Origin of the sequence: Solemya pervernicosa gill symbiont, assembly GCF_002020875.1 — a bacterium.
GTDB lineage: Bacteria > Pseudomonadota > Gammaproteobacteria.
Genome location: NZ_MPRL01000069.1, coordinates 1 through 15442, shown reverse-complemented (window position 1 = coordinate 15442; position 15442 = coordinate 1). Strand labels below are relative to the sequence as shown.

Genomic DNA, 15442 nt, shown 5'->3' with positions numbered 1-15442 from the left:
CATCTCCTTTTCGTGGATGCCTTCAGCATAGGAAAAGTGTTACCTATGTACCTGGACTGATCTGTTACCTATGTATATAACCCGTACCGCGCGATTTCTTTGGTTCGTTTCTTTATCGCGTTATAAAGAAATGAACCCACCGCGCGGGCGTGGGTGCCCGCTTTCAAAAATGAGCGTCGCGCCAGCGACACAAAAACCTACTTCAGATAAATAGTAACCCCACGCCTCTTCGCCATTGCAGCTCCAAGACGCTTCTGTTCCTTATCACTAATCAGATGCTCCGCCACCGCCAGCAACTCCTCATTCTCACGCGCCACGTGCGCCCGGTTGAGACTGACAAACTGCTCAACCACTTCGGCGAAGGCCTGCTTATCTTCAATGGAACGTGGACGCTTCAGCTGCGGCTCAAGCTCCGCCCAGAACCCATCGATCTTCTGATGGTCCTGTTTCAGGTCATGGATGATCTGCGCGATTTTCAGCGAGGTGCGTACCAAGAGCGGGAAGAGATCCTGCTCCTCATCCTGGTGGTGCAGTTTGGCGGCAGTGGAGAAGTAACGCTGCACCTGGGTCGCCGCCTTCACCCCGTCGTCATCGAGGGCATCGGACTGCAGCTGCTGGTTGACCGCCTCAAGCAGTGTGCAGGAGGCGAGCACACGCTCGTGGCAGGCGCGTAGCAGCCCCAGTGGATCGGTAAAATCGGGGGCCTGCTCGGGGAAGAGTTCACTCATCTTTTATCTACTTCTTAATTGTTCGGCTAGTTGAGCCAGGCGTTGATCTGTTCCAGATCGTTTGGCTCGAGGCGGCCTGCGGCCTGTTTCAGACGCAGGGTATTGAGGATGTAGTCGTAGCGCGCATTGGCGTAGTTGTTACGTGCGCGGTGCTGTTCGCTCTGTGCGTTGAGCACATCGACGATGGTACGGGTGCCGACCTCAAAGCCGGCCTCGGTCGCCTCCAGCGCGCTGCCGGTCGAGACCAGTGCCTGCTTGAGCGCATTCACCTTACTGATGCTCGAATCGACGCCGCGATAGGCATCACGGGTCTGGCGCAGTACTGAACGACGCTGAGCCTCCACGTTCTGCTTGGCGGCGGTGTAGTTCTCTTCTGCCTCACGGGTGCGCGAGTTGACCGCGCCGCCGGAGTAGATCGGTACGTTAAGCTGCAGCATCAGTGAGGTGGTGTTGCGCTCCGACTCACTGGTAATGCCGCCATCGGCCTTGCTGTAGCTGTGGCTACCGACCAGGTCGAGGGTCGGTGCGTGGCCAGCGCGCTGACGGGTGACCTCCTCGCGCGCCGTCTCAAGTCCGTGACGAACTGCCTTCAGGGTCAGGTTATCTTTCAGCGCCGCCTCGGCCCACGCCTCGATATCCTCTGGCGAGGGGTTGAGTAGTTGCATCTGCTCACCGAGCAGACTCAGGTTCTGCGTGCTCACGCCTGTGACCTCACTGAGCGCCTCGTAGCTATTGGTCAATCCGTTTTGTGCATCGATCTCCTGCGAGACGGCCAGATCGAAGGCGGCCTGCGCCTCATGCACATCGGTGATCGCGATCAGACCGACCTCAAAACGTTTTTTCGCCTGCTCGAGCTGGCGGGCGATTGCCCCCTTCTCAGCGCGAGCAAACTTCAGTGCGTCGTGTGCCGCAAGTACACCAAAGTAGCTCTCGGCAACACGTAGCAGCAGTGCCTGCTGCTCAGCGGCGAGCGTTGCCTCGGCCTGCAACACAGTGGCGTCGGCCTGACGCAGCTGCGCGTTGTAGTCACTGTGATAGATCGGCTGACTGAGACTCAGCCCATAACCGACGCTGCCGTAACTCGCCTCACCGCTGCTCGGCTCATACTGATTAACTCGGTTAGCGCCCGCATCGACACTGAAGGAGATATTCGGCAGCAGTAGCGCCTGGCTCTGCGGCTTCGCCTCCTGCGCGGCGCGGTAGGTGGCCTCGGCCGCCTTGAAGGTTGGATCGCTCTGCTGCGCCTGATGGTAGACCTCCATCAGGTTCTCGGCAGAGGCGGCCAACGGGGTAAAGAGCAGCGTCAATGCCAACTTCTTTGCAAAACTGTTCATCATTACTCGTCCTAGATATCTACTATCAGTATGTGGGCATTTCAGGGTCAACGTCGCGGGCCCAGGCGGCCACGCCACCGGAAAGATTTATCATGCGGTCGAAACCGACACTTTCAAGGTAACTCGCGACCTGGCGACTGCGGATTCCGTGGTGACAGACCACCACGATCTCCCGGTTGGGATCGAGCGCTTCACTGGCGGTGGGGATGCGGCGCATCGGCACCAGCATCGAACCTTCAATCGCACAGGTCTCAAACTCCCACGGCTCTCGTACATCGAGTAGCAGCGGTGGCTCTTCTGCCTGCTCAAGGTAACTGTTGAGCTCGGCGGGGGTAAGGTTGCGCACGGGGCGTTAGAAGACGAAATCGGCCCGCTTGTCGGTATTCTGCAGCGCCTGGAGATCGGTCTCGAACAGCACTTCAGTCGTCCAATCTTTCTCGCCGGTACGGATGATCAGCTGTGCCTGCATCGCGGGCGCCTCACCGACAATGGCAAACAGACGCCCACCAACCGTGAGGCTCTGCTTAAAGGAGTCGGGCAGTTCAGGCATCGAACCGCTGATGGCGATCACATCGTAGGGTCCCTTCTCTGGCCACCCCTGCGAGGCGTCACCCACGGCGTAGGAGACGTTGCGTACACCGCTCGCCTCGAGGGTTACACGTGCCGCCTCGAGCATGTCGGCGTGGATCTCAACGGTGTAGACCGCCTTGCAGAGTGTTGAGAGCATTGCGGTGACAAAGCCGCTGCCGGTACCGATCTCCAGCGCCACATCATCGGGCTGAACATTGAGCGCCTGCAGCATGCGCCCCTCGACCCGTGGCGGCATCATGCGCTCACCGTGGGCCAGCGGGATCTCGATATCGGCAAATGCCAGATTGCGATGCTGCTGCGGAACGTAGTCCTCGCGAGGAGTGTCGCTCATCACATTGAGCACACGCTGATCGAGCACATCCCATGGCCGAACCTGCTGTTCGATCATATTAAAACGGGCCTGCTGGAACTGATTCTCGCTCATGCTTCTCTCCCACACCGATATGCAATAATTCTGAGCGCAAAAGGGTAAGCCGTTTGCCGGGCTGTCGCAAGCTATCTGAAGAGTCATTTCGTGACCATAATCAGACTATATTTATCTAATGAGTCAACAACTTGACCTTATAACGGCCTGAGTAGCAGAGTGGAGCCATAGAAGAATCATAATTTGAGGGGTAGCAGTCATGTTCGAAGCAGCAGAACTGGGACGCAAGGTTTCAAAGGATGACTTCAACAAACTCGAGCCTGAGGTACGCACTCAGCTGTTGGCGGCACAGCGTAAGCTGCGCGAATCTAACGTCTCGGTGATGATAATCGTCTCCGGCGTCGAGGGGGCGGGCAAGGGTGAGGTCGTCAACATGCTCAACGAGTGGCTCGACACTCGCGGCCTGCAGACCCACGCCTTCTGGGATGAGCAGGAGGAGGAGCGGCAACACCCTCGCTACTGGCGCTTCTGGCGCGCCATGCCACCGCGCGGTGGTATCGGCATTCTGTTCGGCGCCTGGTACAACCAGCCGATTATCGATCTGCTCGGCAAACGCCGTGACGAGGACTACCTCGACTCAGAGGCGACCCAGATCAACGACCTGGAAAGGATGTTGATCCACGACAACATGCTGATTCTTAAATTCTGGTTCCACCTGCCCAAGGGTGAGCAGAAGGCGCGCCTGAAGAAACTGAGCAAGGATCCACACAGCCGCTGGCGCATGGCGCCACAGACCACCAAGCGTTCAAAGGCGTACGATAATTTTGTGCGCGTCTCTGAGCGCCTGGTTCGCCAGACCGATAGCGGCGCCTCCCCCTGGTACATGATTGAATCAACCGATCGTCGCTACCGTGACCTGACCGTGGCGCGCACCATTGTCGAGGCGATTGAAGGCAAGCTGGCCTCAGAACATATCGATCAACCAACCACGATCCCCCACTCACCCCGCCTGCCGACCGTCCCCTCGGCCCGCGTCACGGCGCTAGACCACGTCGATCTGGGCCAGAAACTAGAGCCCTCCGACTATAAAAAGCAGCTCAAGGAGTACCAGACCCGCCTCAACACCCTCTCCTGGCGCGCCTTCAACCAGGATCGTGCGGTGGTAATGGTCTTCGAGGGGTGGGATGCCGCTGGCAAGGGCGGTGCGATTCGGCGCCTGATGGCCGCCATCGATGCGCGCCTGCATCGCGTAATCCCGATTGCCGCTCCCACCGACGAGGAGCGTGCCCACCATTATCTATGGCGCTTCTGGCGCCATACCCCTGGCCCAGGTCGCTTTACCGTCTTCGACCGCTCCTGGTACGGACGTGTGTTGGTCGAGCGGGTCGAGGGATTTGCCACCGAGGCGGCATGGAAACGCTCCTATCTGGAGATCAATGAGTTCGAGCAGCAGCTCGCCGAGCACGGCACGATCATGCTCAAGTTCTGGCTCCACATCAGCCCCGAGGAGCAGTTGCAGCGTTTCAAGGCACGCGAAGAGATCCCCTACAAGGAGCACAAGATCACCGATGAGGATTGGCGCAACCGCGAACAGTGGGAGGCCTATCAATCGGCCGTCAATGAGATGGTAGTCCGTACCAGCACCGAGTACGCCCCCTGGAGCCTGATACCGGGCAATGACAAACGCTTCGCGCGTATCGAGATAATGAAGACCCTCTGCGAACGACTCGAAGCGGCGCTGGACGATGATGAGAAGGATGACTGACTTTGTGAAAGGCCGACTATTTATCTATACTTTCACGCCTAAACGGAGCTAGGGGTATCTGGGACTCGCCCAGACTGACGAAGATACTCTTAGAACCTGAACCAGTTAATTCTGGCGGAGGCTGGGTCTCATCAAGACACCACCGTGTCGCCATGGATGGCTAGAGCCCTCCCCACCAATAGATACACACAGCTAGGGGTGCCCACAAACCAATTGAGCCGTCTACTTTTTTCAAGGCAATGCGCGTCGTTTTCGATCAGTACAAAAACGATGCAACAGCGAATTGAATCAAAAGAGAGACTCAAGGGCTGAGACAAACCCTTCGAACCTGACCCGGTTAACACCGGCGTAGGGAAGCTGACCGCAGATGCGCTCATCTTCCCGCACTTGGAGTAGATATTTATGAGCGCCATTCCAGGCGAATTCCTGCAGAAGACCGCACAGCTCTCCGCAGACGTCACCAAGCCGTTTCCGAAATCGAAGAAGATCTACGTCGAGGGCTCACGCCCCGACATTCGAGTTCCTATGCGCGAGATCAGTCAGGATGACGCCATGACCTCCGGTGCCCCGGAGACCAATCCACCGATCTTTGTCTACGACACCTCAGGGCCTTATACCGACCCGACTGCCAGCATCGACCTGATGGCTGGTCTACCTGCACTGCGTGAACAGTGGGTCAATGAGCGTGACGATACCGAACTACTCGACGGCCCCACCTCGGAGTATGGCGCCGAACGTCAGGGCGATGCAGAGCTGGCGAGCCTGCGCTTTGAACATATTCGCAATCCACGTCGTGCAAAGGCGGGGCAGAACGTCTCGCAGATGCACTACGCACGCAAGGGCATCATCACCCCCGAGATGGAGTACGTCGCCATCCGCGAGAACAACAAGCTGCAGGAGATGAAGGCCGACCCTGCCTATGAAAAGCTGCTGCGCCAGCATGCCGGTGATGACATGGGCGCCAGCATTCCCGACGTGATTACCCCTGAGTTTGTCCGCGCTGAAGTTGCCTCGGGTCGTGCCATCATCCCGTCAAACATCAACCACCCAGAGCTGGAGCCGATGATCATCGGCCGTAATTTCCGGGTGAAGATCAATACCAATATCGGTAACTCGGCAGTCACCTCTTCGATTGAAGAGGAGGTGGAGAAGCTGGTCTGGTCATGCCGCTGGGGTGGCGACACGCTGATGGATCTCTCCACCGGCAAGAACATCCACGAGACCCGCGAGTGGATCCTGCGCAACTCACCCGTACCCATCGGCACCGTACCGATCTACCAGGCACTGGAGAAGGTCAACGGTGTGGCCGAAGACCTCACCTGGGAGATCTTCCGCGATACGCTGATCGAACAGGCCGAGCAGGGCGTTGACTACTTCACCATCCACGCCGGTGTATTGCTGCGTTACGTGCCGATGACCGCACAGCGTGTCACCGGTATCGTTTCACGCGGTGGCTCGATCATGGCCAAGTGGTGTCTGGCACACCACGAAGAGAGCTTCCTCTACACCCACTTCGAGGAGATTTGCGAGATCATGAAGGCCTACGATGTCGCCTTCTCTCTCGGTGATGGTCTGCGCCCCGGTTGTCTCGCCGATGCCAACGACGAGGCGCAGTTTGGTGAACTGGAGACCCTCGGTGAGCTGACCAAGATCGCCTGGGAGCACGACTGCCAGGTGATCATCGAAGGCCCCGGCCACGTGCCGATGCAGAAGATCAAAGAGAACATGGACAAGGAGCTGGAGGCCTGTCACGAGGCGCCCTTCTACACCCTCGGCCCACTGGTTACCGATATCTCCCCCGGCTACGACCACTTCAGCTCCGGCATCGGTGCGGCGCAGATCGGTTGGTACGGCACCGCCATGCTCTGTTACGTCACTCCCAAGGAGCACCTCGGTCTGCCGAATAAAGAGGATGTGCGCGAAGGCATCATCACCTACAAGGTCTCCGCCCACGCTGCCGATCTCGCCAAGGGCTTCCCCGGTGCGCAGGTGCAGGACAACGCCATGTCGAAGGCACGCTTTGAGTTCCGCTGGCACGACCAGTTTGCGCTGGCCCTCGATCCGGAGAAGGCGATGGCCTTCCACGATGAGACGATGCCCAAGGAGGCGCACAAAGTCGCCCACTTCTGCTCCATGTGTGGTCCGAAATTCTGCTCGATGAAGATCTCACAGGAGGTGCGAGAGTACGCCGAGAAAGGCATGAATGAGATGTCGGTTAAGTTTGTCGAGGCAGGAGCAGAAATTTACAAAGAGATTTAGGCCACGCAGTCATGGGGCGGGCATACTTCATTTGCCCAACCCATGGCCTCGTAGGCCTCAACCAAACCATCTTCTCACCCGGTCCGCTCACACCCAGCCATTTACCCAACTTTACACGCCATCGACAATTAGCCCTTTCTTATATAGCTCGTTATAATCAGACACAGGTTCAAACTCTCCGCACGGATGCCTGGACGCATTTGGAGTGCATCCCTGACATCACGTAGTCGCAATATCCTGATCCAGCTATTCCTGGTCTTTCTGGTCGCCTATAGCGCACTGGTCGCCATCTACTACAACGCCACACACGACTACGCCATTGCTGAAGCAGAGAAGCTGATCGAGAGTGAACTTCTGACGCACCGCGCAATGCATAGCTACATCGAGGATATTCAGAAGCCCGAGATCTACCGACTCAAGGATGAGGGCAAGCTCTATCGCGAGTACTTCTCGCCCAAGATACTCTCCTTCACCTTTGCTGCACGTGGCGTCAAAGAGCTCCTTAACCAAGAACGCGCCAAGGTTGATCGCCCCAAGATCTATTTCAAGCTGGCGGCCTACAATCCGAGAAACCCGATCAATACGGCCGATACTGAGGAGCTCGAGCTGCTCAAGAAGATGAACCGTGATGAGATTGAGGAGTTCAAACAGATCCGGGATTTTGAGGGACAGCCACACCTCTACTACGCGATCCCGATCAACCCCAACAAAAAGTCGTGTATGCGCTGCCACAGTGACCCGGCTATTGCACCGGCTGAACTGGTCGAGATGTATGGCGACAAGGCCGGATTTTATGAAGAGATCGGCGATATTCGGGCCATGATCTCAATACGTGTACCACTTGAGCAGCAGTTCGCCGAATCGAACCAGATCTTCTATGGGTTATCTGGCATCACACTCGGCACCCTGGCTGCTATCTACCTGCTGATCGTCTATTTTTTCCGCACCATCGATCATAAACAGCAGCAGCTAATCACCGCCAACATAGAGTTAAATCGCCTCTCGGTGACAGACCCACTCACCGGACTGCATAACCGGCTACGCTTCAATGAAGATATTGAGAGGGAACTCGCAGAGTCTGAACGTTACGATTCACCACTGACGCTGCTGATGCTCGATCTGGATCACTTCAAACAGCTCAACGACACACTCGGCCACCAGGCAGGCGATGCCGCACTCAAACATGCGGCAGCAATTTTAAGCGTGCCACCCGACCTTCAGATATCTGCGCCCGATGGGGCGGTGAAGAGTTTGTCATTGCCGCACCACAGACCGACCTGACCGGCGCCACGGCACTGGCCGAGAAACTACGCGAAACGCTATCGAGCAGCCCTTTTACGGCGGGCGAGACATTAACCGTGAGCATCGGCGTAACGGAGCGTATTTCGGGTGAGCCACTTGAGCAGATGATGGCCCGCGTCGACAAGGCGCTCTATCTGGCAAAGGCAAATGGTAGAGACCGGGTCGAGGCTATCAGCGGCGATTAGTTTGGGTGCCAATCAACACCAGCAGCCCAACCACCAACTAACTCGTTTTTTCAATGGGTTAGAAAACCAACCATTACCCCAATCCTTATTACTAATTAACTACTAACATCCAGTAAATTAGTATTTGAACTCAACACACCGAACATCCGGCACGATTCCATTTTATAAATTTCTACTAATAATCACTAAATTAGTAGAAAACACCTGGCGCTTCTGATAAAAACCTACTAACAAGCCCATTATTAGTAGGAGTGGCGCAATGAAGATGCCTGTCAGCCCACCGCCATTTAATGACCTGATTGCCGATATCGTACAAAAGGGTGCCAGTCGCGTGATGGCAATTACTGCTCTGAACATCGGCCCTGCCCCCAAAGGAAACTACTACCACTGGGACAAGCTGCGTCATCTGAAACCACCCGGCAACCTCAGCCACGAGGAGTGGTGGTACGGCATAAAGTCAGCACGGCTTGCCCTCTACCGTCCAATCCCCCACACCGATGTCTACGGTACCTCCTTTGTGTTTACCCAACCGGATATCGTCCAGCGATTGCTCCACCAGATCACCCGTGATGCCAGTGGTGTTATACAGAGCCCAGAGGCGGTCACTAATCCACAAACTAAAGACACCTATCTTGTTAACTCACTGATTGAGGAGGCGATCACCTCAAGCCAACTGGAAGGTGCATCTACGACCAGAAAAGTGGCAAAGGAGATGATTCGCCAAAAGAGGAAGCCGTTAGGTAAATCTGAAAAGATGATTATCAATAATTTTCATGCCATGCAGTTTGTCAGTGAGAATAAAGATGAAGAGCTGACACCACAGATGATATTTGAGCTGCACAGATTACTAACAATCGACACGATGGAGAATCCGGCCGCGGTTGGCCGTTTACGGGAGAGCGATGACATCTACGTCGGCGATGAACGCGATGCCACAACACTACACATACCGCCAAAAGCAGCTGAGCTTAATGACCGACTGGATAGACTGTGTACCTTTGCCAACGAGGATTCATCAGATCCATTTTTTCACCCCGTGATCAAGGCAATTATTCTGCACTTCATGCTTGCCTACGATCACCCCTTCGAGGATGGCAACGGCCGAACGGCGAGAGCTCTCTTCTATTGGTGCATGCTGAATCAGGGTTACTGGCTCATCGAGTTCATCTCAATATCGAGAATATTGAAGACCGCACCTGCAAAATACAGTCGTGCATACCTCCATACCGAAACGGATAACAACGACGTTACCTACTTCATTACACATCAGTTGAATGTGATCACAGCAGCCATCCGAGACCTCTATAGCTATCTAGAGAGAAAGTCGAAAGAGATTCATACCGTCGAAGCCGTTCTAAAGCGCTCTCCATCTCTACGCAACATTTTGAACCACAGACAGGTAGCGCTATTGAACCGTGCGCTGAAAAAACCGAACTCACTCTTCACAATCGAGAGCCACCGAAGCTCGCACAATGTGGTCTACCAGACAGCCAGATCAGACCTGTTAGATCTGGTAGAACTTGCACTTCTGATAAAGGGGAAGTCGGGAAAATCGTTCTCTTTTACCGTTCCTGAAGATATTAAGAAGCGGCTAGATTCGCTTGACCAGTAGGTAGTAGATCGGACAGCATCACAGAAAAGTAAAAACCGGATTACAAGGAAACAGGGAATGAGTAACGACACACCGGAATTTTGGACCAGCAGGGGTTTTCTCGATCAGATTCGTGACATCGACCAACGCATGGAGGACCGCGCATTTGCCTTCATTCTCGGCGCAGGTGCATCGGTACCTTCGGGCATCGACTCCGGTAGCGTTCTGGTCGAAAGGTGGCTAACTGAGCTCAAGCAGCGACTATCGCATAACATCGAACAACCACTAAATGAGTGGGCTACGGCTGATAGCACCGGAATCGAGGGGTTCGACTACACCAAAGCAGCCAGCTTCTACCCCATGGTCTTCGAACGGCGCTTCAGGGGGGATTACGACGAAGGGCACGCCTATCTGGAAGAGTGCATGGAAGGACGTGAACCTAGCCTCGGTTACTCAGTGCTCTCAAAAATCCTCGCCGACACTCGTCACAAGGTCGTAATCACAACTAATTTCGACAACCTGGTGGCCGATGCCTTGGCCACCTACACGCAAAAGCATCCGCTGGTCGCCGGCCACGAATCACTCACCAGTTTTGTTCGCACCCGCCTGCGCCGTCCTATAGTGGCCAAGATCCACCGTGACCTATTTCTCGGCCCCATCAATGGGAGTGATGTAGATGAGCTAAAAGAGGGTTGGGAACAGGCACTGAAAAAGCTATTCGAGCACTACACCCCGATAGTTATCGGCTATGGCGGTAACGACGGCAGTCTAATGGACATGCTCGACAAAATGGATGAGGGGTCGATACCTGGTGGCATCTACTGGTGTTTCCGCAAAGACAGCCCTCCCACTGACGAGCGCATTCTGAGAGTCATCAACAAACAGCAGGGAAAGCTGGTTCCAATTCTGGGTTTCGATGAACTTATGATGGAGCTCGGCAACCGTTTTTACTACAAACGGCTCGATTCCGATCTCGAGAAACAGTACGAAGAGCGCGTGAAGCGCTACCGCGATCAATTCGAAGCGATCCAGAAGCGGATCAATGAGGACAACCAAAATACCGACGAAGATGTCGCCGATCTGAAAGAAGCCATTAATTCTGCCATTGGCGAAGAAACAGATTGGTGGGGCTGGCAACTCAAAATCAATGAGGCCAACGATCTTGAGACAAAAGAACATCTCTATCGACAGGCACTAGCCAAACTACCCAACAGCGACGAACTAGCCTGTAATTTCGCTCAGCTTCTAATCGAGACGTACAATAATTACGAAGAGGCAGAACAACTCTTCCGTCGTGCAACAGAGCTCGCACCTAACGATGCCACACACGCTGGAAACATTGCGCTGTTTATGAAAAGAATTCGCGGGGATAGTGATGAAGCAGAACGCCTCATCCGCCTCGCACTAGAACCAGATCCAAAACATGCTAACAATACCGCTATTCTGGCGGCATTAATGCACGATGCCCGAAAGGATTACAACGAGTCTGAGAGGCTCTACCAAAGAGCACTAAAACTCGACCCAACCGGAGTTAAAAACATCGGTAATTTCGCATTATTCATGGAAACAATCCGAAGTAACTTCGACGAAGCGGAACACCTCTATCGTCGCGCTATAAGCATCGATCCAAGCCACACAAATAACACGATCAATTTTGCATCTTTTTTGCATCGTGTTCGAAAAAACTATCACGAAGCAGAAAGATTATACCGACGTTCACTTGAGCTTGACCCAAACCACATTAATGGAAACGTGAATTTTTCAGAATTTTTAATTGAAAGAGGAAGGCTATCAGAGGCCGATAAATACGCTAAAAACATATGCAAAAAAGAGCAACACCCCTCTCAAGGATTAGCCGAAGGGCTACTATACCTCGCACTATTGTCTTTGATTGATCACGGTGATGCCACACCTTTTCTAAAACGCCTAAAAGGAGTATTGGCCTCCAACTACCAACGTGGGTCGTGGGATTTCGAACCAGTCTTCAATGCCATTTCTGATCGTATTGATGAAGAGACCTTAAATTTCTACCGCCAACTCGGTACTGCCATCCTCGACGATTCCACGCTACCGGATCTCGAGAACAATGAACTCTGGCACGCACTTGAATCTGTTTCACCCGATACACCCTGGGATAGCTAAACGCCTCGTAATGTGGGCACGATTTTGTGCCCACGTGAATTGAGCCATGTGTGTTTCTACTGAGTGGGCATATAGATCATGTCCACCCTACGGACTCAATCATTGCGAGGGTTCTAATCTGACCAGTCTGCCATTGCCCTCATCGGTGAGCAGGTAGAGGTAACCGTCATGCCCCTCTCGCACATCTCTAATTCTTCCAAGCTTTTCTTTTAATAGCCGATGCTCCTTAATTACCCGGTCACCGTCCAATTCCAATCGAACCAGCAGCTGGTACTTCAGCGCACCGACAAAGAGGTTGCCGCGCCACTGGGGGAATTGGTCGCCGCTGTAGAAGCTCATGCCTGAGGGGGCGATGGAGGGATCCCAGTAGTAGAGCGGCTGCTCCATGCCCACCTTTTGTGTGCCTTCACCGATCTTGGTACCCCAGCCGTAGTTAACGCCGTAGGTAATCACCGGCCAGCCGTAGTTCCTGCCCGGTTCGATAATATTGATCTCATCACCGCCCTGTGGACCATGCTCATGGGTCCAGACTTCACCGGTCTCAGGGTGGAGCGTCATACCCTGTGGATTGCGGTGGCCGTAGCTGTAGATCTCCGGCTTGGTACCGGGACGATTCACATAGGGGTTGTCGACAGGAGTACGGCCATCGTCGTACAGACGGATAACGGAACCCGCATGATCATCCAGATCCTGCGCCCTCGGTCGGTCACCCCGTTCGCCGGAGGTGATATAGAGATAGCCTTTGCGATCAAAGAGCAGGCGTGAACCGAAGTGACGACCGCCACTGCTCTTCTTCTCCACCTTAAAGATCGTCTCAACATCGACCAGCTGCATACCACGGAGACGACCGCGCACCACCTCAGTACCTAGCCCACCTTTGCCCTCCGCGCTGAAGGAGAGATAGATCCAACCGTTTTCCAGATAGTTCGGATGAATGGCAACATCGAGCAGCCCACCCTGCCCCACCGCTGCAATCTGTGGCAAACCGGTAACGGCTTTGGGTATAAGTCTTCCGCCCTCAATAATGCGCAGCCGACCGGGACGTTCGGTAATCAGAACTCTCCCATCGGGCAGAAAGGCCATTCCCCAGGGGTGCTCAAGCCCGCTCGCTACAGTAACCACTTCGATCTTTTCGTCCGTAGCGGCGACAGCTTGCAAGCCAATCACCAACAGCAGCAGCCCTCCGATTATTGCGAACCCGTTTTTCACCACTCCTCTCTCCCTGTTTGCCAATACCACTATGTGGGTGCAGATGTTATCGGCGCGTCCTACAATAGCGCTCCAACAACCATGAGCCGCGCAGCATCGAAATACTCTGCGACCTACCCGTAATGTTAATTGAATTTATCGATTTTTCTTCCCTGATCCTGAATGACCTTCAAGCACAGCGTCTTTTCCACGGCCGTGGCCACGCCTACCCCGGTTATGGGCATATCAACGTCGACTGGCTGCCACCGGCTGTGCTGATCACCCTCTATCGCGAGGAGCCGCATACCAATCTGCTACAGCTCGCCGAGGCACTAAGCGCAAAGCTGCCGGGTTGTGAATCGGTACAGGTGCAGTACCGCTGTAGACCCAAAGCGCCTTATGAGCTGTTATGGGGTAACGAGGTGCTTGATCTGGTCGCTAACGAAGATGGCCTCAACTACCAGCTACGTCTGGGGAGTACACAGAACAGTGGGCTGTTTCTCGATATGCGTAACGGTCGAGAGTGGGTGCGTAAACATGCGCAGGGGAAAAACGTCCTCAACCTCTTCGCCTACACCTGCGCCTTCTCGGTGGCAGCGCTGGCCGGTGGTGCCAAAAGCGTATTGAACATCGATGTAAGCAAAGCGGCGCTAAGCCGCGGACGCGACAATCACCGCCTCAACAAGCAAGACCTGACACGAGTGAAGTTTGAGGGAATCGATATCTTCAAGTCGTTCTCGCGTATCAAAAAGCGCGGCCCTTTCGATCTGCTGATCTGTGATCCACCCAGTCTGCAAAAGGGTAGCGTCAACATCGAACGTGACTATAAAAAGATCATCCGACGCATTCCGGAGTTCATCTCACCCGGCAGCCTGCTGATGCTCTGCCTCAACTCGCCCGACCTCTCCGACCAGTTCCTGCTCGACACCGTCGCCGAGGAGTGTCCCAGCTGCCGCTTCATGCATCGACTCGCTAACCCCGAGGTCTTCAAGGAGGCCGAAGCGGGTAAGGGTCTCAAGGTGCTGCTGTTTGAGTATCTACCTACACCAGATGAACCAGCGTGAACAATCACGCCGCAAGCATCGAGCCGCAACAGACAGCCGACAGATTTCATGCCATTGAGCAGACGCTCCTTACGCTGCGAAATCTATGGCGACCGCAGCCCTTCAAACAGGCCCGTCCGGCCTGGTGTGAGCAGCACCCCGCGCTACGTGATGCATTACTGGCACTTGCTGATAGTGAACTTGAGCGGCTTCAACAGAGTGACGCTCTGTTATGGCACTGGCTAACGTCCTACATTCCTGCGTTCGCCCACTTCGAAACACTACTCGCGCTACCGCACTACAGCACTGAGAAGCTGAGACTGCGCAAACACCTCGACTGGGGAATCCCCGGCCGCAAGCTTGATCAGATCACTACCTTTACCGCATCAATCACTACGACCCCCTCCCCGGTGGCCGAATGGTGTGGAGGCAAGGGACATCTGGGTCGTCTACTGGCCGACCACTGGCCGACCACTGGCAGAGCAGTGTCGCCACCTATGAGCGTGATGAGACACTCTGTCGTGAAGGAGAGATGTTGGCAGAGCGGGCAAGGCTCTCGCAGCGCTTCTATCCGGTCGATGTGTTATCCGCCTCGATGCCACCACTCACCGATCAACACGCGGTAGCCCTGCACGCCTGTGGCGAGCTGCATCGCGGTCTACTGCGCAAGGTCGTTAATGAGGCACTGCCCGCCGTCGATCTTGCCCCCTGCTGTTACCACCTCGGCGCTGAAGATGAATACACCCCCTTCACCACGGTTTCACAGCTTGGACTGTGTCGTGACGATCTGCGCCTGGCGGTGACAGAAACATTGACCGCACCCGGGCGCGACATCAATCAGCGCGATCGCCGGGGAGTCGCTATTTTTGCGAGAGTTTGTTTTGGGCATCCAAGCCCAAGCAAACAGCAAAAACTTCACGCGACCGTTTATGCCTACGGCGCCCCGACCG

General features: G+C 54.9%; 11 protein-coding genes and 1 pseudogene. 7 read left to right on the top strand and 5 right to left on the bottom strand.

Annotated features, from left to right (window positions below; genetic code table 11):
- Positions 1 to 197: 197 nt before the first annotated feature.
- Genes BOW52_RS13865 through BOW52_RS13850 form a run of 4 tightly spaced genes read right to left on the bottom strand, consistent with a single transcriptional unit; the run spans position 198 to position 3077 of the window.
- Positions 198 to 728 (bottom strand): hemerythrin domain-containing protein, encoded by a 531-nt coding sequence (locus tag BOW52_RS13865; protein ID WP_078484673.1) that lies wholly within the window; start codon positions 726 to 728, stop codon positions 198 to 200.
- A 26-nt stretch (positions 729 to 754) separates the two neighbouring features.
- On the bottom strand, positions 755 to 2065 hold the full coding sequence (locus tag BOW52_RS13860) for a TolC family outer membrane protein (protein WP_135622439.1): 1311 nt from the start codon (positions 2063 to 2065) through the stop codon (positions 755 to 757).
- 22 nt (positions 2066 to 2087) lie between these two features.
- Positions 2088 to 2408, bottom strand: coding sequence for a rhodanese-like domain-containing protein (locus tag BOW52_RS13855; protein WP_078484672.1), 321 nt, complete (start codon positions 2406 to 2408; stop codon positions 2088 to 2090).
- A gap of 6 nt (positions 2409 to 2414) precedes the next feature.
- Positions 2415 to 3077 carry a protein-L-isoaspartate O-methyltransferase family protein gene (locus tag BOW52_RS13850; protein ID WP_078484671.1) on the bottom strand — a complete coding sequence of 221 codons (663 nt, stop codon included), beginning with the start codon at positions 3075 to 3077 and terminating at the stop codon, positions 2415 to 2417.
- Positions 3078 to 3276: 199 nt separating this feature from the next.
- Here BOW52_RS13850 and pap point away from each other — a divergent pair, with 199 nt between their 5' ends.
- The 5 genes and pseudogenes from pap (at position 3277) to BOW52_RS13820 (ending at position 12261) form a co-directional block, all read left to right on the top strand.
- A complete protein-coding gene (gene pap, locus BOW52_RS13845; RefSeq protein WP_078484670.1) occupies positions 3277 to 4782 on the top strand; it encodes a polyphosphate:AMP phosphotransferase in 1506 nt (501 codons plus the stop codon).
- 402 nt (positions 4783 to 5184) lie between these two features.
- Positions 5185 to 7041, top strand: coding sequence for a phosphomethylpyrimidine synthase ThiC (thiC, locus tag BOW52_RS13840; protein ID WP_078484669.1), 1857 nt, complete (start codon positions 5185 to 5187; stop codon positions 7039 to 7041).
- Between the two features lie 186 nt (positions 7042 to 7227).
- A pseudogene (locus BOW52_RS13835) lies at positions 7228 to 8528 on the top strand (diguanylate cyclase).
- Positions 8529 to 8787: 259 nt separating this feature from the next.
- Positions 8788 to 10140: a Fic family protein gene (locus BOW52_RS13825; RefSeq protein ID WP_078484666.1), complete on the top strand. Its 1353-nt coding sequence runs from the start codon at positions 8788 to 8790 to the stop codon at positions 10138 to 10140.
- 57 nt (positions 10141 to 10197) lie between these two features.
- On the top strand, positions 10198 to 12261 hold the full coding sequence (locus tag BOW52_RS13820; protein WP_078484665.1) for a tetratricopeptide repeat protein: 2064 nt from the start codon (positions 10198 to 10200) through the stop codon (positions 12259 to 12261).
- Positions 12262 to 12360: 99 nt separating this feature from the next.
- On the opposite strand, the gene BOW52_RS13815 is transcribed toward BOW52_RS13820, so the two are convergent.
- A complete protein-coding gene (locus BOW52_RS13815; protein WP_236725756.1) occupies positions 12361 to 13470 on the bottom strand; it encodes a PQQ-dependent sugar dehydrogenase in 1110 nt (369 codons plus the stop codon).
- 122 nt (positions 13471 to 13592) lie between these two features.
- Here BOW52_RS13815 and BOW52_RS13810 point away from each other — a divergent pair, with 122 nt between their 5' ends.
- Complete coding sequence (locus BOW52_RS13810; protein ID WP_078484663.1) at positions 13593 to 14513, top strand: class I SAM-dependent methyltransferase; 921 nt, start codon at positions 13593 to 13595, stop codon at positions 14511 to 14513.
- Positions 14514 to 14910: 397 nt separating this feature from the next.
- The coding region (locus tag BOW52_RS13805; protein ID WP_135622436.1) for a methyltransferase at positions 14911 to 15442 on the top strand (532 nt) is incomplete at its 3' end.